Below are 22664 nucleotides of genomic sequence, written 5' to 3'. Positions count from 1 at the left end.
CGCTCAGGCCGCCTTCTTCGAGATCTCAGCGACCCATTCGCGCGGCGCCATCGGGAATCCGAGCCGTTCGCGGCTTTCGTAGTAGCTCTGCGCGACGCTGCGCGCGAGATTGCGGATGCGGCCGATATAGGCCGCGCGTTCGGTCACGCTGATCGCGCCGCGCGCGTCCAGCAGATTGAAGCTGTGGGCCGCCTTGAGCACCTGCTCGTAGGCCGGCAGCGCAAGCTTTTGTTCCATCAGGTATTTCGCCTGCTTCTCGTGCGCGGCGAAGGCGGTGAACAGGAAGTCGGCGTCGCTGTGCTCGAAGTTGTAGGTCGATTGTTCGACCTCGTTCTGGTGGTACACGTCGCCATAGCTGATGCCGGGCGCCCATTCCAGTTCGTAGATGCTTTCCTTGCCCTGCAGGTACATCGCGAGCCGCTCCAGCCCGTAGGTGATCTCGCCGGTGATCGGCCTGCAGTCGATGCCGCCGACCTGCTGGAAGTAGGTGAACTGCGTCACCTCCATGCCGTTGAGCCAGACCTCCCAGCCCAGGCCCCAGGCACCGAGCGTCGGGTTCTCCCAATCGTCCTCGACGAAACGGATGTCGTTCTTCTTGAGATCGAAGCCCAGCGCTTCGAGCGAGCCGAGGTAGAGCTCGAGGATGTTGCTCGGCGCCGGCTTCAGCACGACCTGGTACTGGTAGTAGTGCTGCAGGCGGTTCGGGTTCTCGCCGTAGCGGCCGTCCTTGGGGCGGCGGCTCGGCTGCACGTAGGCAGCTTTCCAGGGCTCGGGGCCCAGCGCTCGCAGGAAGGTGGCGGTGTGCGAGGTGCCGGCGCCCACCTCCATGTCGTAGGGCTGCAGCAGCGCGCAGCCCTGGGCGTCCCAGTAGGACTGAAGCTTGAGGATGATTTGTTGGAAGGTCAGCATGGTGGGCCTGGTGGCCGGTCGGAGGCAGGCGGCTTCCGACGCGACGAGTCGGCCATTTTAAGAGCGCCCAGACGCAGGAACGGCCGCAGGGCTTGCGCCACTGCGGCCGGTTGTGCGGAGCCAGGTGTCGCGCCTTCCTCCGCGGAACACCGCGGAACCGGCTTTGCCGAGCCGCTGGTGCTGCCCCCTCGAAGGGGGTTGGCGAAGCGACACGAAGTGCGCGAAGCCCGGGGGGTGGGCTAATACTCCCAGAAGATGCGCTGGAGCTGCTTCGGATCGTTGGTCTTGGTGAGGGCCACCATTGCCAGGATGCGCGCCTTCTGCGGCTTCAGGTCGTGCGCGACCACCCAGTCGTACTTGTCGTCGGGCTGCTCGGCGTTGCGGATCACGAAGCCGTCGGACACGCGCGAGGTGCGGATGATCTGCACACCGTCGCCTCGCAGCTTCTGCAGCACCGGCACGATGCGGTCGGCCACCGAGCCGTTGCCGGTGCCGGCGTGGATCAGCGCCTTCACGCCGCTCTTGCCCAGCGCGTCGATCGCGGTGGCAGGTACGCTGCCGTAGCCGTAGACGATGTCGACCGCGGGCAGCGCCGTGATCTCGTCGATGTTGAACTCCGACTGCGTCGTGTGGCGCTTGACCGGCGCGCGGAACCAGTAGTTCTTGCCTTCGACGATCATGCCCAGCGGGCCCCACTGGCTCTTGAAGGCCTCGGTCTTGATGTTGACGACCTTGCTGACGTCGCGGCCGCTCTGGATTTCGTCGTTCATCGTCACCAGCACGCCCTTGCCGCCGGCATCCTTGCTGGCGGCGACGTTGACGGCGTCGAACAGGTTCAGCGCGCCGTCGGCCGAGAGCGCCGTGCCCGGGCGCATCGAGCCGACCACGATGATCGGCTTGGACGTGCGCACCACCAGATTCAGGAAGTAGGCGGTTTCCTCCAGCGTGTCGGTGCCATGGGTGATCACGATGCCGTCGACGTCGGCCTGCTTCGACAGAGCCGAAACGCGCTTGGCCAGCACCATCAGGTTGTCGTTGGTGAAGCTTTCCGAGGCGATCTGGAACACCTGCTCGCCGCGCACGTTGGCGACCTTGGAGATCTCGGGCAGGCCGGCGATCAGCTTGTCGACCGGCACCTTTGCGGCGGCATAGGTGGCGCTGTTGACGGCCGAGGCGCCGGCGCCGGCGATGGTGCCGCCGGTCGCGAGGATCACGACGTTGGGCAGGGATTGCTGGGCGTGCGCGATGGCGCTGGCGGCGACCAGCGCGGCGGCCGCCGCGAAGCTGCGGAAACGGGGGGCGAAGAACATGGAAGCTCCTGTTGGGGTGTGACTAATTTCACGAAGCCGCGAGACGATACCGGAAGCGTGCCACGCCGTCACAGCCCTGAAATGCCTTGTGTGCATGCGACGATGCAGGCCGCCCGGCAGCGCGCCGCGGGCGAGATCGGATCGAAGCGCTACCATCGCCACGGCGGCACAGCCCGCCCAAGCGATGACGAGCCCAACCCTTTCCCCCGCGCCCGTGGCGGCGCAGCAGATGCCGGCGCCGGACGGCCCGCTGTCGCGTGCCCGGCCGGGGCGCGAACGCATCCTGGCCGCGATCCGCAGCGCGGCCATCGCCGAATTCAGCCTGCATGGCCTGAAGGGCACTTCGACCCAGGCGATCGCGGCGCGCGCCGGCCTCACCAAGCCCCAGCTGCACTACTACATCGCCGGCAAGGAAGAGCTCTACGAAGAACTGCTGATGCAGGTGCTGCACGACTGGAAGGTGGTGTTCTCCTTCGAGGAGCATGCCAACGACCCGGGGGCCGTGCTGGGCGACTACATCCGCAAGAAGCTCGACCACGCCTTCGACAACCCCGAGATCTCGCGCATCTTCACGCGCGAAGTGCTCGACGGCGGCCGCAACCTCGAGCGGTACTGGCCCAACGCGCGCGCCTGGACGCAAAAGAAGGTCGACATCATCAACGGCTGGATCGCGCGCGGGCAGATGCGGCCGCTGGATGCGCGCCTGCTCTTGATGCACATCTGGGCGATGACGCAGAGCTACGCCGACTACGCGCTGCAGACGCGCGTGATGCTCGGGCTGCCGCCGGATGCGCCGATCGAGCGCGAACCGATCGCGCGCGAGCTGGTGGCTTTCGTGCTGGGCGGCTGCGGGATCAAGGCTTAGTCCTTCTTGTCCTGCGCATGCGCACCGTAGGGCGCCAGCGTGGTCAGCCGGCTGTCCCGCACCGGGCCGCCAACCGTGAAGTGATAGAGCGACTGGAACTCCAGGTCGCTGAAGCCGAACACCTGGTGCACCGGGTCGTCGAAGAAGCAGCCGATGCCCGTGGCTCCGATGCCCGCCGCTTCGGCTTCCAGGTAGAGCACCTGCCCGATCACCCCGGTTTCCCAGAAGAGCGGGCGATAGAACCAGGGGCCGTGCGTGAACAAGGCGTCCCGATACTCGGCGATCATGCCGAGCGAAAAGACCCCGTCGCCCGCGATGTCCTGCGAGCAGCTCACTTGCGTCGCGAGCTGTCTCGCATCGCCGCTTTCCAGCCTGTGAAGGGGAAGGTCCGCCGGGCATCCAGGGGGCCTGGACCAGTCGAAGTGCCGATGCATGGCGCGCTTGAGCTTGTCCAGTTTGGCCGGGTCGCGGACGAGTACGTACAGCCCCGGGTCGAGCCCGTCCACCCGATGAACGAACAAGGCGAGGTGGATGCGCGGCTCCCAGGCCATGGCATCCCAGGGCAACGGCCGCCGGTTCACCTCCAGTTCCACGCGCGGCATCACGCGCGCGAGCATGGCGTAGAAGCGCTCAGCCGTGATCGAGGTCCGGCCGTCGCAGGCCAGGAGGCTGCGCCGCTGGCGGATGATCCTGCCCGCCGACGGCCCGTTCGGGAACGCTGCGCTTCGATGCGCCGGGGCTGGCGCGTCGAACAGGTCCAAGCCATCGCGCTCGCCGGTCGGTTGGCGTGAGGCGAGCGTCACCTCGTCGATGACGGCCCAGTCGATCGGGTCGTCTCGGCTGAGTCGGTTCGCCGTTCCGCACCAGTCTTGCTTCGTGAGCTCGCGCGCCAGCAGCGGATCCAGGCCGAGCGGCAACGTGCGCTGCGCGCCTGCACACCACCGCCCGGCCGCCTCGTTCGGCCAGACGAGCATGACGAGCTCCGGCTGTTCGCGCTCGGCGCCTGCGAAGTCCTCGGCCCGGTTCAGCCCCAGCAAGGCTTCGATGCTTTCATCGGCCAGGCCATGGAGCACGACAGCGCTCCATCCCAGGGTCCCGGCTGCGATGCGAAGCGTGCCGACGGCATGGCCCGCGTCGTGCTGGCAATAGCGGAACGCGCGTTCGCCGTACTTCCACGCTTCGCGCCAGTGGATGGACGAGAGTCCGACCAGAAAGGCCTCTGGGGGAAACTCTCGCATCAGCTGCGCGAACCACTCAGCGGAGGCGTTGGCACGCCGTTCCAGACCGTGCTCTCTCGGCGCGTAGTGGTACAGGCCGGGTGCCGGCGCCAGCCCGGGACACGCGCCGATCAGCAGGTAGCCCTCGGTGGGATGCAGGTTGCCGCTCGAAGGGTTGCTGCGCAGCGCCCAACGCGTGCCGCCCGCCTGTTTCCAGGCCGACAGCGCAAGCGCGTACTCGAACAGCCGCGACAGCGAGCGGACCATGAGCGGCGCGCTCGGCACCGCGCCCCGACGATAGATCTCCTGGTAGCGAGGCGACACCGGCTCTTCGTCCGCGCCAAGGATGGGCAACTGCGTGAGCGGCGCCCCCTCGTAACGGCGGAACGGGTTGGGTTGGTTCACCCAATCCAGGGTGCCGGCGGAGCGCGCATAGCGGTGGAACTGGTGCTTGGTGCACTCGTGGTAGCGCAGCACCGCTTCGAGCTTGTCGGCGTCGTGCATCTCGGCGGTCGCCGGCGGCGGACGCTCAATTCAGCTTGATGTCGCCGTCGAACCCGACCTTGAGCCCCAGCGCCGGGATCTCCAGGGTCATGGTGGCAGCAAAGGTCTCGGCGCCGGTGCCGGCGGCGACGGCCTTCGCCACCGCCTGCTCGATTTCGCGCTGCGAGCTGACGCCGACCATCTTGAGGAACTTGCGAATGCTGAGGTTGAGTGTCTCGTCGTCCATCAGGATCTCCCGGTTGGTGTTACCAGAGCGGCTTGCTCAACTGCTGCGTGAACGAAGAGAACATCGCGTTGAAGCTGACGCTGATTCGTTCTTCTTCGCTCAGGTTGGCATCGACGGAGTGCTCCAGGAAGGAGGGAAACATCAGAAGCGTTCCGTTGCGCACCTTGACCACCACCTGGTCGGTGTTGTCAGCTGTCAGTTCCACGACCGGGGGCCTGATGACGGCGGTCTGGCGCCTCGGGTCATGAAAGTTGATGGCGTCGGCGCCCGGTGGGGTGCACACGTAGTAGACACCGCTCAGGAAATTGTTGGGGTGGCTGTGAATCTTGTGTGCGGCGCCCTTGGCCAGCACGGTGGCCCAGCAGGCCGTGATCTCGAAGGCATCGCCGATTCGCAGAAATCGCAGAAATCGCAGGATGCTCGTGACGCCGCGACGGACACACGAAACCAGGTCGCGAAAGTCCTCGCGTTCATGCACGGCCTGCCCCGACTGCCAGCCGCGGCCGGCTTCGAGCGGCGGCAGGCCGCGCCGCATGTCCGCCAGCGCTGCGAGGATGCCTCGTGCCAGCGCGTCACGCAAGCTGGCCTCGAACTGGATTTTCCAGACCAGGCTGGGAAACATCGGAATGACATCCGAGGCTTCCATCCACCGGTTGCTTTCCTTGACCATGGCCGCGCCTCGTCAGCATCACAGGCTGCCGGCGGCGGCGATGATCTGCGCCGCGCTCGGGAAGATGCTGAGGCTGTTGGGCCCGTCGAGCGCCTCGATCTGTGCCCACGCGACGATGCCGGCTCCATCGACCAGGAAGTGGCCGGCGAGCTGAGTGGCGTGGTTCGCGAGGATCGCAGTATCGACTTCGTCGAGCTCGAAGCCGTCCATGGCGTTGAGGATGGCGTTACTTGCCATCGGCTGCGTCGGTTCCGGCAGCTCGCCGGTCGGGTTGATGCGCGCGGCTTCGAATTCCGCCATGCTCGCGCGCGAAGGCCATTCGGACCGCTCGCTGCTGCCTTCGGGCAGGAATTCGATGTGCGGCACGCCGAAGGCCTGGTGCGTGCGGCAATCCGGGTCGCTCAGAAGCATGATCGGCGTCGGGTGGTAGCGGAAGTACAGCCGGGCGCGTTCGAGCGGCGTGTTGATCACGGCCAGGGTCTCGACCCCAATGGCGCGCAGCGCAGGCTGCAGGGCACCGAGCTGCATCACCTGCCGCCGGCAGAACGGGCAGTGCAGCCCGCGAAAGAAGCCGATCAGGAAGGGGCGGCCGCGCAGATCGGCAAGAGAAACTGCGCCTTCGACATTGATCGCGGGAAGCGCGAACTCGGGCGCGGGTTCTCCAGGTTGCAGCGGGCGCATAGGGTCTCCCACGGCATGTTCCTTTGTTGTGCGTTCAGGCGAACGACGGAAATTCGACCGTATCACTTGTCGAAGGAAGGCACAACGAGCAAGACCACTCCCTCTTTCGGTGCGGGATCGCTGGCATGTCGCTTGCATAAGCTGACCACTTGCTCTGATTAAGCGGTCAAACACCCATGCGCGTGCTCGTCGTCTACTGCCACCCGGTCGAAACCAGCTTCCACGCCGCCCTGCACCAGGAAGTGCTGCGCAACCTGCGCGCGGCCGGGCACGAGGTGGACGATTGCGATCTCTACGCCGAAGGCTTCAATCCCGTGCTCTCGCGCGAGGAGCGCCTGGGCTACCACGAGGTGCCGAGAAACCAGTTGCCGCTCAGGCCCTACATCGAGCGGCTGCAGTGGGCCGAGGGCATCGTGTTCTGCTTTCCGACTTGGTGCTTCGGCCTGCCGGCGATGCTCAAGGGCTACTTCGACCGCCTCTTCATGCCGGGCGTGGCCTTCGACCTCAGCGACCCGGCCAACGTGAAACCGAAGCTGACGCACATCAAGCGCATCTCGGCCGTCGTGACCTACGGCCGCCCGCGCTGGGTGGCCTGGTACATGGGCGACCCGCCGCGCAAGATCGTGACGCGCTACATGCCGCGCCTCACCGGCCGGCAGGCGCGCGTCGACTACCACGCGCACTACCACATGAACGTGGCGACCGAGCCCCAGCGCAAACGCTTCATGCAGCGCGTCGGCAACGCGATGGCGCGCTTCGCCTGAGCACACCTCCCTCTTCCCACACAGGACGCCCCATGCTCCACGGCTACATCCCGCCCCACCGCTTCCTGCCCTACCTGAGCTGGACCGAGATCGACGCGCTGCCCGACCGCGAGAACACGGTGATCGTGCTGCCCTGCGGCGCGATCGAGCAGCACGGGCCGCACCTGCCCTGTTCGGTCGACAGCGTGATTTCCTCCGGCGTGATGGGCAAGGCGCTCGAGCGCCTGCCGGCCGAGGTGCGCGCCTTCGCTCTGCCGACCATCACCTACGGCAAATCGGAAGAGCACCTGCACTTTCCCGGCACCATGACGCTGACCGGCACCACCTTGCTCTCGACCGTGACCGAGATCGGCGAGTCGGTCTACCGCGCCGGCTTTCGCAAGCTGCTGTTCGCCAACGGCCACGGCGGCCAGCCGCAGGTGCTGGAGATGGCCGCGCGCGAGCTGCGCCTGCGCCATGGCGACTTCGTGGTCGTGCCGCACGGCGTCTCGCGCCTGCCCAATGCCTCGAGCAGCCAAATCAGCGAACAGGAAAAGAAGCTGTCGATGCATGCCGGCCATTCCGAGACCGCGCTGATGCTCGCGCTCGCGCCCGACACGGTGCACATGGAACGTGCCGCGGCCAACTTTCCGCCGCCCTTCCCGATCAAGCTGCTGTCGGCCGACGGCCGCCCGGCCTGCGCCTGGACCGCGCGCGACTTCGGCCCGAGCGGCGTGATCGGCGACCCCACCAGCGCCACGCGCGAACAGGGCGAAGAGATCCTCGACACGCTCGCCGCGAGCTGGGTCCAGGCGCTGACCGAGCTCTACGCGCTGCGCTGGGTGGTGCGCGAAGAAGCCACCTGGGAGCGCGGGCACCAGCAGGGCTTCATCCAGTCCGCTTTCCAGCCCATTGCCTGAGGCCCGCTACTTGCATAGAGCGCCCGTTTCCATCGTTCTTTTTTTCCCACCGAGAGAGGTCCACACCATGCGCCACCATCCTGCTTTCCGCTTCGGTCAACTGGCTGCCGCAGCCGCCCTCGCCTTCGCTGTCGCCGCTCCGGCGCAAGCCCAGGACAAGTTCACCTACATGACGAACTGGTATGCGCAGGCCGAGCATGGCGGCTTCTACCAGGCGGTCGCGCAGGGCATCTACAAGAAGTACGGGCTGGACGTCACCATCAAGATGGGCGGCCCGCAGGTCAACATCACGCAGATGATGGCCGCCGGCCAGGCCGACTGCATCATGGGCTCGAGCGACATCCAGATGATGCAGGTGCGCGAAGGCGGCGTGCCGGTGGTCAACGTGGCGGCTTTCTTCCAGAAAGACCCGCAGGTCCTGATCGCGCACGACGACGTCAAGAAGTTCGAGGACCTGAAGGGCAAGACCATCCTGATCGGCTCGCAGGCCAACCGCGGCTACTGGCCCTGGCTGAAGGCCAAGTTCGGCCTCACCGACGAACAGACGCGGCCCTACACCTTCAACATCCAGCCCTTCGTGGCCGACAAGAACACCGCGCAGCAGGGCTACCTGACCTCCGAGCCCTATGCGATCCAGAAGGCGGGCGTGAAGAGCACCGTGCTGATGTTCAGCGACCACGGCTTTCCGGCCTACGCGACCACGGTGTCGTGCATGGACAAGACCGTGAAGGAGCGCAGCAAGCAGGTGGCGGCCTTCGTCAAGGCCTCGGCCGAGGGCTGGAAAAGCTACCTGGCCGACCCGGCGCCGGCCAACGTGCTGATCAAGAAGGACAACCCCAACATGACCGACGACCAGCTGGCCTACAGCGTCGCCAAGCTCAAGGAGATGGGCATGGTCACCGGCGGCGATGCCGCGACGATGGGCATCGGCGTGATCACCGATGCGCGCGCCAAAGCGAGCTACGACTTCCTGGTCGCTGCCAAGCTGCTCGACCCGGCCAAGGTCGAGATCGCGAAGACCTACACGACCGAGTTCGTGAAGGACGCCAAGGTCCTGCCCTGACATCGTCATGAATCGCATCGAGCCCGCTGTCCTCGCGCCGCCCGCGGCACCCGCTGTACCCGCCATGCCCGCGGTCGAGGTGCTCTCGGCGGAGAAGACCTACCCCAACGGCACTCAGGCGCTGCTGCCGGTGGACCTCGCCATCGCAGAAGGCGAGTTCGTCACGCTGCTGGGCCCCTCGGGCTGCGGCAAGAGCACGCTGCTCAAGATGGTGGCCGGCATGCTGGAGCCGAGCGACGGCCGCCTCCTGCTGTGGCGCAAGCCGGTGGCCGAGCTCCACAGCTGCGCCCACAAGATGGCCTTCGTGTTCCAGTCGCCGACGCTGATGCCCTGGGCCAGCGTGCGCAGCAACGTGCGCCTGCCGCTGGATCTGGCCGGCGTGCCGCGCAAGGAGGCCGACGCCCGCGTCGCGGAGGCGCTCGAGCTGGTGGGCCTGGACAAGTTCGCACAGGCTTTGCCGCGCGCGCTCTCCGGCGGCATGCAGATGCGCGTGTCGATCGCGCGCGGGCTGGTGACCCAGCCCGACCTGCTGCTGATGGACGAGCCCTTCGGCGCGCTGGACGAGATCACGCGCCACAAGCTCGATGCCGAGCTGCTCGACCTCTGGCGCAAGAAAAAGTTGACCGTGATCTTCGTCACCCACTCGATCCACGAGGCGGTGTTCCTGTCGAACCGCGTGATCATGATGGCGGCGCGGCCGGGCCGCGTGGTCGAGCAGGTCCTGATCGACGAGCCCTATCCGCGCAGCGCCGACTTCATGGTCTCGCCGCAGTTCAGTCGCTATGCGAAGCGGCTGCAGGACAGCCTGCTGCGCGCCAGCAATGGCACGCACGAGGAGTCCGCGGTTTGAGCGCGCGGCTGCCTCTTCTGCAGCAGCCGCGCGCGCAGCGCGTGCTGTATCCGGTGCTGGTGGGCGTGGTGCTGCTCGCACTGTGGCAGGGGTTGGTCACGGCCATGGAGCTGCCGCCCTACCTCGTGCCCTCGCCCTACCTGATGATGAAGACGCTCATCGCTGACTGGGTGCCGCTCGGAAACGCGCTGCTCGTCACGCTGAAGATCACCGTCCTGTCCTTCGTGGCGGCCACGATCGCGGGCGTGCTGATCTCCTTCCTCTTCGTGCAGAGCAAGCGCATCGAGACCGCGCTCTTTCCCTATGCCGTGCTGCTGCAGGTGACGCCGATCGTCGCAGTGGCGCCGCTCATCATCATCTGGGTCAAGAACCCGACCGCTGCGATGGTGGTGTGCGCGGCGCTGGTCGCGCTGTTCCCGATCATCAGCAACACCACGCTCGGCCTGCGCAGCGTCGAGCCCGACCTGCAAAGCTACTTCAAGCTCAACCGTGCGACGCGCTGGCAGCAGCTGGTGCGCCTGCGCATTCCGAGCGCGCTGCCCTACTTCTTCGGCGGGCTGCGCATCTCGAGCGGCCTGGCGCTGATCGGCGCCGTCGTGGCCGAATTCGTGGCAGGCACCGGCGGCTCCGGCGCGGGGCTGGCCTACCAGATCCTGCAGGCCGGCTTCCAGCTCAACATCCCGCGCATGTTCGCGGCCTTGCTGCTGATTTCATTGACCGGCGTCGCGCTGTTCGTGCTGATGGCCTGGCTCACCAAGCTCGCGCTCGGCTCCTGGCACGCGAGCGAACTTTCACAAGACTGATTTCTTCATGAACGCGCCCGCATCCGCCATCGAGCAATTGCATCTGGAACTGCCCGAACTCGACTGGATCACCGACGAGAGCCGCATCGCCCGGCTCTCGCAGGACTTCTCGTGGTTCAGCCCGGTGCTGCAACGCCAGCTGAAAGACAAGCGCGCGGATGCCGTGGTGCGCCCGCGCACCGAAGACGAGATCCGTGCGGTGGTGAGCGCCTGCGCGCGCCGCGGCGTGCCGATCACGATCCGCGGCAGCGGCACCGGCAACTACGGCCAGACCACGCCGCTCGCAGGCGGCGTGGTGCTCGACATGACGGGCTACAACGCCATGCAATGGGTGCGCCCCGGCGTGGCGCGCGCACAGGCGGGCATCCGGCTCGGCGAGCTCGAGAAGCACACGCGGCCTTCGGGCCAGGAACTGCGCTGCGTGCCCTCCACCTACCGCAGCGCGACATTGGGCGGGCTCTTCGGCGGCGGCTTCGGCGGCGTGGGTTCGATCAACTACGGGCCGCTGGGCGCCACCGGCAATGTGCTGGGCCTGCGCGCGATGACGATCGAGGCCGAACCGCAGGTCGTCGAGCTGCGCGGCGCGGAAGCCTTGCGCATGCACCACCTTTGGGGCACCAACGGGCTGGTGCTCGAGCTCGAGGTGGGGCTGGCACCGGCCCATCCGTGGCTGGAGAGCCTGGACGTCTTCGAGTCCTTCGACCAGGCGCTGGCCTTTGCCGATGCACTCGCCCATGCACCGGGGATCGTCAAACGCGAGGTCGCCTTCTTCGGAAGCCCGGTGCCGGACCACCTGGCGCAGCTGGCCGAGCATCTGCCGAAGGGCTGCCATGCGGTGCTCTCTCTGGTGGCCGAATCCTGCGAGGCGCCGATGCTGGAACTCGTTGAAGCGCACGGCGGCACGGTGAGCTACCGCAAGACGGCCGAGGAGGTGCAGAAGAGCAACCGCACGCTGATGGAGTTCACCTGGAACCACACGACGCTGCATGCCCTCAAGGTCGACAAGAACCTGACCTATCTGCAAAGCGGCTTCACGCCGGGACAGCATGTGCAGCAAGTCGCCGAGATGGAGCAGTTGTTCGCGGGCGAGGTCATGATGCACCTGGAGTTCCTGCGCACTGCCGCAGGCCTGATGACCTGCAGCGGGCTGCAGCTGGTGCGCTTCACGACCGAGGAGCGGCTCGACGAGATCATCCGCCTGCACCGCGAGCGCGGCGTGCACATCAACAACCCGCACGTCAACATCGTCGAGGACGGCAAGGCCGGCGGTCCGCTGCCGCCCGAGGTGATCGAAATGAAGAAGCGCTTCGACCCGCAGGGCCTGCTCAACCCCGGGAAGTTGCGCGACTGGCCTGTCGCCGGCTGAGCAGCAGCTTCGCCGCCACGATCAGCAGCGCCAGCCCCCACAGCGGCCAGAGGCCGAAGCGCGAGACCCACATCGCATAGGGCGTCAGTCCGGTGCGGCCTTCGACCTCTGCCACCAGCACGCCGCGCGTGAGCCGCGGCAGCGCATGCGTGACGCGGCCGCGGTGGTCGATGACGACGGTGGCGCCGGTGTTGGTGGCGCGCACCATCGGTCGCTGGAACTCGAGGGCACGCATGCGCGAGATGGCCAGGTGCTGGTCGATCGCGATGCTGTCGCCGAACCAGGCGATGTTGCTCACGTTGAGCAGCATGGTGGGCGCGCTGGCTTCGTCGCGAAAGTTCGCGCCGATCTCGTCACCGAACAGATCTTCATAGCAAATGTTGGGCGCGATGCGCTGGCCCTGCCACGCGAAGGGCGGCTGCGCGAGGCCGCCGCTCTTGAAGTCGCCGAGCGGGATGTTCATCATCTCGGTGAACCAGCGGAACATCCCCGGAATGAATTCGCCGAAGGGCACGAGGTGGTGCTTGTCGTAGCGATAGGGTGTGCCCTGGCCCGGGCCGAAGCCCAGCACGGTGTTGGTGTAGAGCCGGCCATCGCCCAAGGGCAGGCCCACGATGGCGGCCTGCTTGCCGTTCGCATAGCGCGCAGCGATCGCATCGAGATAACCGGGCGGCAATTGCGAAGGCAGCAGAGGCAGCGCAGTCTCGGGCGTGATCACGAGCGATGCGGTCGCGCTCTGCAGCTGCTCGCCGTACCAGCTCAGCGCGGTCGCGATGCCGCCGCCCGGAATGAATTTCTCGTCCTGCGGGATGTTGCCTTGCAGCAGCGCGAGGCCGAGGCGGCCGCGCGACTGTGCTGCCTCATCGGCTTCGCCGCGTGCCGCGCCGATGAGAGCGGGCACGCAAAGCAGCACCAGCGCCACGGCGACCGGCGCCGCCAATGCGCGGCCGCGCACATGGCGAAGCAACAGGGCTGCCAGCGTCGCGATGCCCGCGGCCAGCATGCCGACGCCGTAGACGCCGAGCCAGGGCACATAGGCGGCAAGCGGCCCGTCGACGTGCGCGTAGCCGCCGGCACCCCACGGAAAGCCGGTGAACAAGCTGTTGCGCAACAGCTCGGCCAGGGTCCACAGGGCCGCGAACAGCGCGGCCGCGTACGCCCGGCTGGCGGGTGCGAACGCGACGAAGAAGGCACAGGCCGCGGCGTAGTACAGCGCCAGCGCCGCAGAGAGCGCAAGCACCGCCAGCGCAGCGAGCGGCGCAGCGAGGCCGCCGTAGGTGTGCATCGAGACGAAGAGCCACCAGAAAGTGCCGCAGAGCCAGGCGGTCGCGAACAGCCAGCCGTAGAAGGCTGCGCTGCGCCACGAAGAGCGCGGGCTGGTGCGAGCCCGCAGCGCATCGAGCTGCCAGGCCAGCGCCGCGAGCGAGATCAGCTGCAGCCACCAGAGCGGCTGTCCGTTCCAGGGGGCCGCGATGGCCGCGGCCTGCGCGAGCCCCGCGATGCCGAAGCCCAGCGCGCGCGCGAGCGTTTTCAATCGGTCGCGTCGTCGCCGCGTGCGGGCGAGACCTTGAACCAGCGCACCGCGCCACCCTTGGTGTGCAGCACGACGAAGTCGAAGGCGCCCAGCGCATAGTGCTCGCCGCGCTTGGGCACATGGCCCATCTCGTGCGCGATCAGGCCGCCGATGGTGTCGAAGTCTTCGCTCAGCACTTCTTCGTCGAAAACGATGCCGAAGGCCTCCGCCACGCGCTCGATCGGCGTGTCGCCCGAGACGCGGTAGGTGCGGTCGGCCAGGCCGAAGATGTCGCCCTCGTCCTCTGCGATGTCGAACTCGTCCTCGATCTCGCCGACGATCTGCTCCAGCACGTCCTCGATGGTGATGAGGCCTGCCACGCGGCCGAACTCGTCGATCACGATCGCGAGGTGGTTGCGGTTGCCGCGGAACTCGCGCAGCAGATCGTTCAGGCCCTTGCTCTCGGGCACGAAGGTGGCGGGGCGCAGCAGCGCGCGGATGTTCAGGCCCGGCGCGCGCTGCAGCTTGAGCAGGTCTTTCGCGAGCAGGATGCCGATGATGTTTTCTTTTTCCCCCTCGTACACCGGAAAGCGCGAGTGCGCGGTGTCGATCACGAGGTGCAGCAGCGCGTCGTAGGGCGCGTCGATGTTGACCAGGTCCATCCGCGGCGCCGCCACCATCACGTCGCCGGCGGTCATGTCTGCCATGCGGAGCACGCCTTCGAGCATCACGCGCGATTCGGCGCCGATCACATCGTTGTCCTCGGCATCGGCGAGCGTTTCGATCAGCTCGTCACGCGAGTCGGGGCCCGGATGGATGAATTCGGCGAGCTTCTGCAGAAAACTGCGCTTGTCTTCGCGTTCGACGGGCGCGCGTTCAGGGTGAGGGTCGGCCACTGCGGGAGGGCGGAGTTGGGGGGATCACAAGGATACCGGAAGAAGCACGTGCCTCCCCCGGTATGGCCCCGTTCAGGGCGAGGACTGGTCGCGGGCGGCGCGCACGCCGCTGCGGATTTCCTGCACGCTGGCGAGAAAAGCCCAGAACTGCTTGGCACGCATCTTGAGATGGAAATCGACTTCGGCGTAATGTTCCAGCGCGATCTCGCTCATGCGGCTGTCAAAGGTCGCATCGGGCAGTTGCAGGTGCGCCTCGGACTCGGAGCCGCTGCGCACCACGGTCGCACCGGCATTGCGCGCGATCTTGAGCATGGCGGCGTTCTCGCTCAGCGCGTGGATGAACAGCATGCCGACGCCTTCGTTGCGCGCGACCACCACCGCGCGTTCGAAGAGCCGCGCACCGTAGCCGCGCCCGCGCGCATGTTCGGCCACCGAGACGCCGAATTCGGCGCAATCCTTGTGCTGGTCTGCCGGGGCGAACGCGAGATGGGCCATCGCGATCAGGTCGAGACGACGGTTGTAGATGCCGAACAGCTCGTCGCGGTCGAAGTCCAGGCCGTCGACATAGCGCTGGACCTGCTCGTCGGAGGCTGCATAGCCGAAACGCAGGTAGCGATCGTGCGGCTTGAGAGCAAGAAGATGCTGCGCAATGCGGTCGCGCTCGCGTGGGCCGATCGAGCGGATCGGCACCATGACGGGTGCGGGCGCGGCGGCGCGTGGCTGGGTCTCAACCATCGGCGCTTTCAGGAAAGAGCCGAGGCCAAGCGAGGCTTTGAGGAGTGCCTTGGCGGTAAGCATGCATTCAATATAAGGGTTTTCCCCTAATCAACAAGACCATAGGGACGAAAAAGTAGGTCATTGGTAAACGAATACCAATCCCGTGGGGTGCACGCAACCAATATGTTGTTACACGGGCACAGCAGTGGTCGCCTTGACCCGGTCGAGCACGAAGCTGGTCTTGCAGTCCTGCACGCTGGGGTGCTTGAGCAAGGTGTCCATGATGAAACGGCTGTAGTGCGCCATGTCGGCGACGACCACGCGCAGGAGGTAGTCCATTTCGCCCGTCAGCGCGGCGCATTCGACCACCTCGGGCCAGGTCTGGACGCTGGCGCGGAACAGGTCCATGGGGTTGCGCTTGTGGCTCTCGGTGTGCTTTTCGAGCCGGACATTGAGATAAGCCGTGAGCCCCAGGCCGACCGCTTCGGGTTTCACGAGCGCCACATAGCGGTCGATCACGCGGCTTTCCTCCAGGCGCTTGACCCGCCGCAGCACGGCGCTGGGCGAGAGGCTCACCTCTTCGGCCAGTTGGTCGTAGGTGGCGTGTCCGTCAATCTGCAGGGTGCGCAGGATAATACGATCTTGCTTGTCGAGTGCGTCCATTTCTGTATTTTCGCAGTTTTCTTGCGTTTAAGCCGCACAGCAGGCGCAATAACGCTGAAATCATGATGACTGGCGCTTTTACAGTTCAACACGGACGCTGCGCATGCGCGGCGCGACACTGAATCCCGCCCTCCCATCCTCTCGCCTTCCATTGGAGACAAGCCCATGAGCACCGCCGACGCCCCCGCCTTCACCCCTTGGGAGAATCCCATGGGCACCGATGGCTTCGAATTCATCGAATATGCCGCACCCGATCCGGCCGCCATGGGCCAGGTGTTCGAGCGCATGGGCTTCAAGGCCGTGGCCAAGCACCGTCACAAGAACGTGTTGCTGTACCGCCAGGGCACGATCAATTTCATCGTGAACGCCGAGCCGGACTCCTTTGCTCAGCGCTTCGCGCGCCAGCACGGGCCCAGCGTCTGCGCCATCGCCTTCCGCGTGCAGGACGCCAAGGCCGCCTATGAGCGCGCCATCGCGCTCGGCGCCTGGGGCTTTGCCGACAAGGCCGGCCCGGGCGAGCTCAACATTCCGGCGATCAAGGGCATCGGCGACAGCCTGATCTACCTGGTCGACCGCTGGCGCGGCAAGAACGGCGCGCAGTTCGGCGACATCGGCAACATCGGCTTCTACGACGTCGACTTCGAAGCCCTGCCCGGCCTCAGCGCGATCGAAGCGCTGGCGCCCGAGGGCAACGGCCTGACCTACATCGACCACCTGACGCACAACGTGCATCGCGGCCGCATGAACGAGTGGGCGGACTTCTACGAGCGCCTGTTCAACTTCAAGGAGGTCAAGTACTTCGACATCGAAGGCCAGGTCACGGGCGTGAAGAGCAAGGCAATGACCAGCCCGTGCGGAAAGATCCGCATCCCGATCAACGAGGAAGGCAAGGAACAGGCCGGCCAGATCCAGGAGTACCTCGACCTCTACCACGGTGAAGGCATCCAGCACATCGCAATGGGCTCGGACAATCTCTACAAGACCGTCGACGCATTGCGCGCCAACGGCGTCAAGCTGCTCGACACCATCGACACCTACTACGAACTGGTGGACAAGCGCATTCCGGGCCACGGCGAAAACGTCGAGGACCTGCACAAGCGCAAGATCCTGATCGACGGCAAGAAGGACGCGCTGCTGCTGCAGATCTTCAGCGAGAACCAGCTGGGCCCGATCTTTTTCGAGTTCATCCAGCGCAAGGGCGACGACGGCTTCGGCAACGGCAACTTCAAGGCGCTGTTCGAGAGCATCGAGCTCGACCAGATGCGCCGTGGTGTGCTGGCCGCCGCACAATAGCCGCCCCATCACACACAGGAGCGCGGAATGCGTCAGACCTTTTGGATTCGCTCGTCATGGATCGCAGCCGCGGTCCTCGTCCTCGGCGGCTGCGCCATGAATCCGCAGCAGCGTGCGGGCGCGGCCTCGTCGCATCTCGACGCGGTGCAAAAGGCTGGCGTGCTTCGCATCTGCACGCCGGGCGACTACAAGCCTTTCAGCTTCCAGAAGCCGGATGCGAGCTACGAAGGGATCGATGTCGACCTGATGGCCAGCTTCAGCACCAGCCTCAATGCGAAGCCGGAATGGGTCAAGACGACCTGGGCCAATCTGCTGCCCGATCTTGCGGCCGGCAAGTGCGATCTGGCCGTGGGCGGCGTGTCGGTGACGACCGAGCGCCAGAAGCGGGCCTTCTTCAGCGCGCCCTACATGGTCAACGGCAAGACGCCGATCGCACGCTGCGCGGACGTCGCTAAGTACCAGAGCGTCGCCGACATCGACAAGCCGGAAGTGCGCGTGATCTTCAACCCGGGCGGCAGCAACGAGCGTTTCGCGCGCGCCAACTTCAAGCGCGCCAAGCTCACGATGCACGGCGAGAACGTGACGATCTTCGACGAGCTGCTCGCGAACCGCGCCGACGTCTTCGTGACCGAATCTGCCGAGGCCATCACCCAGCAGAAGCTGAAGCCGGGTCTGTGCGCCGTCAATCCCGACAAGCCGCTGCAATACGGCGAGATGGCCTGGATGCTGCCGCGCGACGACATGGCCTTCAAGGCCTATGTCGACCAATGGCTGCACCTGTCGCAAGCGGGCGGCGAGTTCCAGCGCGTGATGGACCGCTGGCTCAAGTAAGAAAACATCGGAGCTTTTCATGGAGACGCCAACAGGTGCGGTCATGCCCGCCGTCTACGGTCAATCGGAGCGCCCGCCGCGCGGCGACTATTCGCGCGGCGGCGCCGTTCTCGCCGACTACACCTGCCCGCAGGACTGGGCCAGCTACACGCCGGCCGACCACGACACCTACCGGCGTCTCTATGAACGCCAAGCCGCGCAGTTGCCGGGCCTCGCCTGCGATGCCTTCATCGCGTCGCTGCCTTCGCTCGGCGTGAAGGACCGCATTCCGCGCTTCGAGGAGATCAACGAGCGGCTCTACAAGGCGACGCGCTGGGAAGTCGTCGCAGTGCCCGGACTCATCCCCGAGTTGCCCTTCTTCACGCTACTCGCGAACCGCAAGTTCCCGGTGACGGACTGGATCCGCAAGCCCGAGGAGTTCGACTACATCGTCGAGCCGGACGTATTCCACGATCTGTTCGGCCATGTGCCGATGCTCTTCGATCCGACCTTCGCCGACTATGTGCAGCGCTACGGCCAGGGCGGCATCAAGGCGCACGAGCTGGGCGCCGGCGAGAAGCTTGCGCGGCTCTACTGGTACACGGTCGAGTTCGGGCTCATTCGCCAGCCGGACGGCTTGCGCGCCTACGGCGCGGGCGTCCTGAGCTCGGTCGGCGAGTTGCAGCACGCGGTGCGCAGTCCTGAGCCCTACCGGCTGCCGCTCGATCTGCTGCGCACCATGCGCACCCGCTACAAGATCGACAGCTACCAGAGCACCTACTTCGTCATCGACAGCTTTGCCCAGTTGTTCGAACTGACGGCGCCGGACTTCACGCCGCTCTACCAGGAACTCGCGATGCAGCCCGACATCGAGGCCGGCGTGCTGCTGCCGGGCGAATCCACGGCCTAGCTGTTTTCCCGGCGCGCTTCAGCGCGCGAGCAGGGCCAGGGTCTCGCGCCTCAACCTGGAATCGAAGGCCATCTCCACATGCGCACGCCCGTCGGCGAGACGGTTGTCGGCGCCGGGCAGCGTCGCGTTCGACGTCGGAAAGACGATGTTGTCGCAGTTCGAGTACCAGCAGGTGAAGGAAACCTGCCGCGTGCTGGCCCGCTCGCCTTCGATCTTCTGCATCCAATCGCCTCCCACTCGCATCTGGCGCCCATTGACCGTGCGGCCGAAGCGCGCGAGCCAGGTGCCGCGGTGCGGCGTGCCGATGGTGACGATGCGGTGCACGCGCGTTGGATCGGCGTCGCGCAGCCAGGCTCGGGCGGCGAGTCCACCCATGCTGTGGCAGATCAGCATCGGCGGCAGGGAGGTCGCTGCAGTCACCCGCAGGATCGCGTCGTCGATGGTCTGTGCATAGTGGTCGATCGAGCCGAAGACAGGCTCGAGATCGACCGCAACGAAGGCACGGTCGTCGGCGCGCAGTTCGCGCAACCAGGGGCTCCAGAAGCCGCGGTTGCATAGAAAGCCGTGGACCAGCACCACGCCCCTTCGACCGTTGGCCGGCAGGTGATCAGGCACGGCACGCGAATGAAAGGGCTGGTACCAGCAGAAAACGCGAGGCGCGAGCCAGCTCTCGGCCAGCCACGCCCTGATGCACTGGGGCACTCTGGCGCGGGCAAGAGGGTCGCGGCCGTTGATGCGGTAGCTCGCGACGAACTCGATCGCAAGGACGGTCGTGTGGGTACAGGTCAACGCAATGAGGCTGAGCACAGCCACGAGCGGCGACCGGCTCCACCAGATGCTCGCCCAGGCGATCGCGACAAGAAGACCGCCGAGCACAAGACACTGCTGGAGACGCGCAACCATGCGGGCGACTATCGCATGCGCGACAGATCGGGCGCCACCCTAGGACAAGCCCGCTGGCGGCAAGGCCGGACCCGCTTCGACAATCCGCGCCAAGGAGATCGCATGCAGTCATCCATATTGAAGAACTACCCGGCCGGCGTGCCGCAAGAAGTCCATCCCGAGCAGTACCGCTCGCTGGGGCAGCTGTTCGACGAATCATTCACGCGCTACGCCGAGCGGCCGTTTTCGGTGTGCATGGAACGATGGATGTCGTATGGCGAACTCGACGCGCTGTCGAAGGCGATGGGCGCATGGCTGCAGTCGCGTGGCTTGGAGCCCGGCGCGCGCGTGGCCATCATGCTGCCCAACGTGCCGCAGTTCGCCGTCACGATGTGCGGCGTGCTGCGCGCGGGCTACACCTGCGTCAACGTCAACCCGCTGTATACGGCGCGCGAACTCGAACACCAGCTGAAGGATTCGGGTGCGACGGCGATCGTCATCCTCGAGAACTTCGCGGCGACGCTCGAGCAGGTGATCGAGCGGACGCCCTTGAAGCACGTGGTGGTCGCCTCGATGGGCGATCTGCTCGGAGGCCTTTACGGCACCTGGATCACGGTGGCCGTGCGGCATCTCGCCAAGATGGTTCCGCCATACAAGCTACCGCTGGACAACGGGCGCACCGTCACGCCCTTTCCCCAGGTCATGGCCGAGGGCAAGGGGCGTACGCTGGCCCCGGACCCCAGCACGCTCGACTCGATCGCCTTCCTCCAATACACCGGTGGAACCACGGGGCTGTCGAAGGGCGCGGTGCTGACCCATCGCAACATCGTCGCCGCGACGCTGCAGGCCGAAGCCTGGTTCACGCCCGCACTGGAACGGACGGGCGATCTGTCCAAGGTCAACAGCATTGCCGCGCTGCCGCTGTATCACATCTTCGCGCTGACGCTGTGCCTGCTCGCGATCCGCCAGGGCTCGCACCTGACGCTGATCCCCAACCCGCGCGACTTCGACAAGTTCATCGCCGTGCTCAAGAAGCGACCCTTCCACATGCTGCCGGCGGTGAACACCTTGTTCAATGCCCTGCTGATGCACCCGCAGTTCAAGACCATCGACTTCTCGACGCTCTTTGTCTCGCAGGCCGGTGGCATGGCGGCTTCCGAGGGCACCGCCCGCAAGTGGTTCGAAGCCACGGGCTGCCCGATGATCGAGGGCTGGGGCATGAGCGAGACCTGCGCGATCGGGACCAACAATCCGGTCTCCAACACCGCATTCACCGGAACCATCGGGTTGCCGCTGCCCAGCATTGAAATCGCGATCAAGGACGACGAAGGCCGCTCGCTGCCCCCGGGGGAGGCGGGAGAGTTGTGCATCAAGGGGCCCAACGTCATGACCGGCTACTACAACCAGCCGGCCGAAACCGCGGCGGCATTCACCGCCGACGGCTTCATGCGGACCGGCGACATCGCGGTCATGCAGGAAGACGGCTACAGCCGAATCGTCGACCGCAAGAAGGACATGATTCTGGTGAGCGGGTTCAACGTGTTCCCGAACGAATTGGAAAATGTCATCTCGCTGTGCCCCGGCGTTGTCGAGTGCGCGGCGATCGGGGTGCCGGACGAGAAGCAGGGCGAGGCGATCAAGGTTTTCGTCGTCCGCAAGGATCACTCGCTGACCGAGGAGACCGTGATGCGCTACTGCAATGATCAGCTGACCGGCTACAAGCGTCCGAAGCACATCGAGTTTCGAGAGAGTCTGCCAAAGACGAATGTCGGGAAGATCCTCCGGCGCCAGCTGCGACCAGGCGCGACGGCTTGAGCGCGGCCGCTGGTCTGCCGGCGCAGCTCCAGGTTTTTGAGCGCGGATGGCTTTCGTCCAACAACATCCTCTTGGTGGGCCGTGACGAGACGGCCTTGGTCGACACCGGCTACGCGACGCATTGCAGCCAGACACTGGCGCTGGTTGAGGCCGCGCTCGGAGACCGGCCGCTCGACCTTGTGCTGAACACGCATTTGCACAGCGACCACTGCGGCGGCAACGCGGCGCTGCAGCGGCGTTATCCCATGGCGCGTACCTTCATTCCGCCGGGAGAGGCATCTCTGGTGCAAATCTGGGATGAGGATGCGCTGAGCTATCGGGCGACCGGGCAGCAGTGCCCTCGCTTTCGCTTCGACGGTCTTCTGGCGCTGGGCCGGGATGTGGTGCTGGGTGACCTGGCTTGGCAGGTGCATGCCGCGCCGGGCCACGACCCGCATTCGATCATCCTGTTCGAGCCCGGCTCACGCACCCTGATCTCGGCCGATGCGCTCTGGGAGAACGGCTTCGGCATCGTGTTTCCCGAGTTGGCAGGGGAGCCGTCCTTCGATGAGGTGGCTGCCACCCTCGACTTGATCGAAGCGCTGGATCCGGTATGCGTGATCCCGGGCCATGGGGGCGTCTTCAGCGAGGTGGCGGAAGCGCTTTCATTGGCGCGGCGCAGGCTTGAGGCTCTATCGCGTGATCCCGTCAAGCACGCACGACATGCGCTCAAGGTGCTCATGAAATTCAAGCTGCTGGAACTGCAGACGACGAGCGTCGACGAATGGAAAAACTGGGCTCGAAGCACGCCTTACTTCGATGTCATTCGTGCGCGCTTCTTTGCCTCGTCGTCCCTCGATGAGTTGAGCGCTGAGGTTCTTGCAGAATTGGTCAAGGCCGGAGCCGCCCTTGCCGATGAGACGGAAGTCCAAAACAAGTAGCCATTCATTGCTTTTGGAATACTCCAAAGCAAAAAGCCCAACCATTTCTGGTTGGGCTTTTTGGGGCTGTAAGAGCCTGACGATGACCTACTTTCACACGGGAACCCGCACTATCATC

At 65.9% G+C, this 22664-nt stretch carries 23 protein-coding genes; 12 read left to right on the top strand and 11 right to left on the bottom strand.

Annotation, left to right across the window (positions count from 1 at the left end):
• Window positions 1-3: 3 nt before the first annotated feature.
• Together glyQ and BLS74_RS22940 are read right to left on the bottom strand one after the other, a co-directional pair.
• Window positions 4-909: a glycine--tRNA ligase subunit alpha gene (gene glyQ, locus BLS74_RS22950; protein ID WP_093109466.1), complete on the bottom strand. Its 906-nt coding sequence runs from the start codon at window positions 907-909 to the stop codon at window positions 4-6.
• Window positions 910-1148: 239 nt separating this feature from the next.
• A complete protein-coding gene (locus BLS74_RS22940) occupies window positions 1149-2219 on the bottom strand; it encodes an asparaginase (RefSeq protein WP_093109465.1) in 1071 nt (356 codons plus the stop codon).
• Window positions 2220-2403: 184 nt separating this feature from the next.
• Here BLS74_RS22940 and BLS74_RS22935 point away from each other — a divergent pair, with 184 nt between their 5' ends.
• A complete protein-coding gene (locus BLS74_RS22935; protein WP_244503971.1) occupies window positions 2404-3084 on the top strand; it encodes a TetR family transcriptional regulator C-terminal domain-containing protein in 681 nt (226 codons plus the stop codon).
• On the opposite strand, the gene BLS74_RS22930 is transcribed toward BLS74_RS22935, so the two are convergent.
• Genes BLS74_RS22930 through BLS74_RS22915 form a run of 4 tightly spaced genes read right to left on the bottom strand, consistent with a single transcriptional unit; the run spans window position 3081 to window position 6394 of the window.
• Window positions 3081-4805 (bottom strand): SagB/ThcOx family dehydrogenase, encoded by a 1725-nt coding sequence (locus BLS74_RS22930; RefSeq protein ID WP_093109464.1) that lies wholly within the window; start codon window positions 4803-4805, stop codon window positions 3081-3083. The two genes, BLS74_RS22935 and BLS74_RS22930, sit on opposite strands and share 4 nt — an antisense overlap.
• Before the next feature lie 25 nt (window positions 4806-4830).
• Window positions 4831-5031 (bottom strand): DUF6494 family protein, encoded by a 201-nt coding sequence (locus BLS74_RS22925; RefSeq protein ID WP_093109463.1) that lies wholly within the window; start codon window positions 5029-5031, stop codon window positions 4831-4833.
• A gap of 19 nt (window positions 5032-5050) precedes the next feature.
• Window positions 5051-5701 (bottom strand): 2OG-Fe(II) oxygenase family protein, encoded by a 651-nt coding sequence (locus BLS74_RS22920; protein ID WP_093109462.1) that lies wholly within the window; start codon window positions 5699-5701, stop codon window positions 5051-5053.
• A gap of 18 nt (window positions 5702-5719) precedes the next feature.
• Window positions 5720-6394, bottom strand: coding sequence for a redoxin domain-containing protein (locus tag BLS74_RS22915; RefSeq protein WP_093109461.1), 675 nt, complete (start codon window positions 6392-6394; stop codon window positions 5720-5722).
• A 164-nt stretch (window positions 6395-6558) separates the two neighbouring features.
• On the opposite strand from BLS74_RS22915, the gene BLS74_RS22910 reads away from it, so the two are divergent.
• The 6 genes from BLS74_RS22910 (at window position 6559) to BLS74_RS22885 (ending at window position 12127) form a co-directional block, all read left to right on the top strand.
• Window positions 6559-7146, top strand: a complete 588-nt coding sequence (locus BLS74_RS22910; RefSeq protein ID WP_093109460.1) for an NAD(P)H-dependent oxidoreductase — start codon at window positions 6559-6561, stop codon at window positions 7144-7146.
• Window positions 7147-7178: 32 nt separating this feature from the next.
• Window positions 7179-8045 (top strand): creatininase family protein, encoded by an 867-nt coding sequence (locus BLS74_RS22905; RefSeq protein ID WP_093109459.1) that lies wholly within the window; start codon window positions 7179-7181, stop codon window positions 8043-8045.
• A gap of 67 nt (window positions 8046-8112) precedes the next feature.
• A complete protein-coding gene (locus BLS74_RS22900) occupies window positions 8113-9108 on the top strand; it encodes an ABC transporter substrate-binding protein (protein ID WP_244503970.1) in 996 nt (331 codons plus the stop codon).
• 7 nt (window positions 9109-9115) lie between these two features.
• Window positions 9116-9958, top strand: coding sequence for an ABC transporter ATP-binding protein (locus BLS74_RS22895; protein WP_093109458.1), 843 nt, complete (start codon window positions 9116-9118; stop codon window positions 9956-9958).
• Entirely contained in the window at window positions 9955-10761 is an 807-nt protein-coding gene (locus BLS74_RS22890; protein WP_093109457.1) for an ABC transporter permease, read from the top strand. The genes BLS74_RS22895 and BLS74_RS22890 overlap by 4 nt, the downstream gene beginning before the upstream one ends.
• 7 nt (window positions 10762-10768) lie before the next feature.
• Window positions 10769-12127, top strand: a complete 1359-nt coding sequence (locus tag BLS74_RS22885; protein WP_093109456.1) for an FAD-binding oxidoreductase — start codon at window positions 10769-10771, stop codon at window positions 12125-12127.
• Here BLS74_RS22885 and lnt read toward each other — a convergent pair.
• The 4 genes from lnt to BLS74_RS22865 all read right to left on the bottom strand — a co-directional run bounded on the left by lnt (window position 12087) and on the right by BLS74_RS22865 (window position 15916).
• Window positions 12087-13661 (bottom strand): apolipoprotein N-acyltransferase, encoded by a 1575-nt coding sequence (gene lnt, locus BLS74_RS22880; RefSeq protein WP_093109455.1) that lies wholly within the window; start codon window positions 13659-13661, stop codon window positions 12087-12089. The genes BLS74_RS22885 and lnt overlap by 41 nt on opposite strands.
• Entirely contained in the window at window positions 13658-14536 is an 879-nt protein-coding gene (locus BLS74_RS22875) for an HlyC/CorC family transporter (RefSeq protein WP_093109454.1), read from the bottom strand. Before BLS74_RS22875 ends, lnt begins: the two co-directional genes overlap by 4 nt.
• Window positions 14537-14608: 72 nt before the next feature.
• The gene (locus tag BLS74_RS22870) at window positions 14609-15334 is read right to left on the bottom strand and encodes a GNAT family N-acetyltransferase (protein WP_093109453.1); all 726 of its coding nucleotides are present in this window, start codon (window positions 15332-15334) and stop codon (window positions 14609-14611) included.
• A gap of 108 nt (window positions 15335-15442) precedes the next feature.
• Window positions 15443-15916: an Lrp/AsnC family transcriptional regulator gene (locus BLS74_RS22865; protein WP_093109452.1), complete on the bottom strand. Its 474-nt coding sequence runs from the start codon at window positions 15914-15916 to the stop codon at window positions 15443-15445.
• Window positions 15917-16081: 165 nt separating this feature from the next.
• Between BLS74_RS22865 and hppD the strand changes: the two genes are divergently transcribed.
• Genes hppD through phhA form a run of 3 tightly spaced genes read left to right on the top strand, consistent with a single transcriptional unit; the run spans window position 16082 to window position 18929 of the window.
• Window positions 16082-17209, top strand: a complete 1128-nt coding sequence (hppD, locus tag BLS74_RS22860) for a 4-hydroxyphenylpyruvate dioxygenase (protein ID WP_093109451.1) — start codon at window positions 16082-16084, stop codon at window positions 17207-17209.
• Between the two features lie 27 nt (window positions 17210-17236).
• Window positions 17237-18040: a transporter substrate-binding domain-containing protein gene (locus tag BLS74_RS22855; protein ID WP_093109450.1), complete on the top strand. Its 804-nt coding sequence runs from the start codon at window positions 17237-17239 to the stop codon at window positions 18038-18040.
• Window positions 18041-18059: 19 nt separating this feature from the next.
• Window positions 18060-18929: a phenylalanine 4-monooxygenase gene (phhA, locus tag BLS74_RS22850; RefSeq protein ID WP_093109449.1), complete on the top strand. Its 870-nt coding sequence runs from the start codon at window positions 18060-18062 to the stop codon at window positions 18927-18929.
• Between the two features lie 18 nt (window positions 18930-18947).
• On the opposite strand, the gene BLS74_RS22845 is transcribed toward phhA, so the two are convergent.
• A complete protein-coding gene (locus tag BLS74_RS22845) occupies window positions 18948-19544 on the bottom strand; it encodes an esterase/lipase family protein (RefSeq protein ID WP_348272436.1) in 597 nt (198 codons plus the stop codon).
• 390 nt (window positions 19545-19934) lie between these two features.
• Here BLS74_RS22845 and BLS74_RS22840 point away from each other — a divergent pair, with 390 nt between their 5' ends.
• Both BLS74_RS22840 and BLS74_RS22835 read left to right on the top strand, forming a co-directional pair.
• The gene (locus BLS74_RS22840) at window positions 19935-21626 is read left to right on the top strand and encodes an AMP-binding protein (protein WP_093109447.1); all 1692 of its coding nucleotides are present in this window, start codon (window positions 19935-19937) and stop codon (window positions 21624-21626) included.
• Entirely contained in the window at window positions 21623-22546 is a 924-nt protein-coding gene (locus BLS74_RS22835; protein WP_093109446.1) for an MBL fold metallo-hydrolase, read from the top strand. Before BLS74_RS22840 ends, BLS74_RS22835 begins: the two co-directional genes overlap by 4 nt.
• Window positions 22547-22664 lie beyond the last annotated feature (118 nt).

The sequence above is a fragment of the Variovorax sp. CF079 genome (assembly GCF_900101545.1).
GTDB lineage: Bacteria > Pseudomonadota > Gammaproteobacteria > Burkholderiales > Burkholderiaceae_C > Variovorax.
The sequence above is the reverse complement of the archived record's forward strand: the minus strand, read 5'-3'. Positions and strand labels throughout refer to the sequence as shown.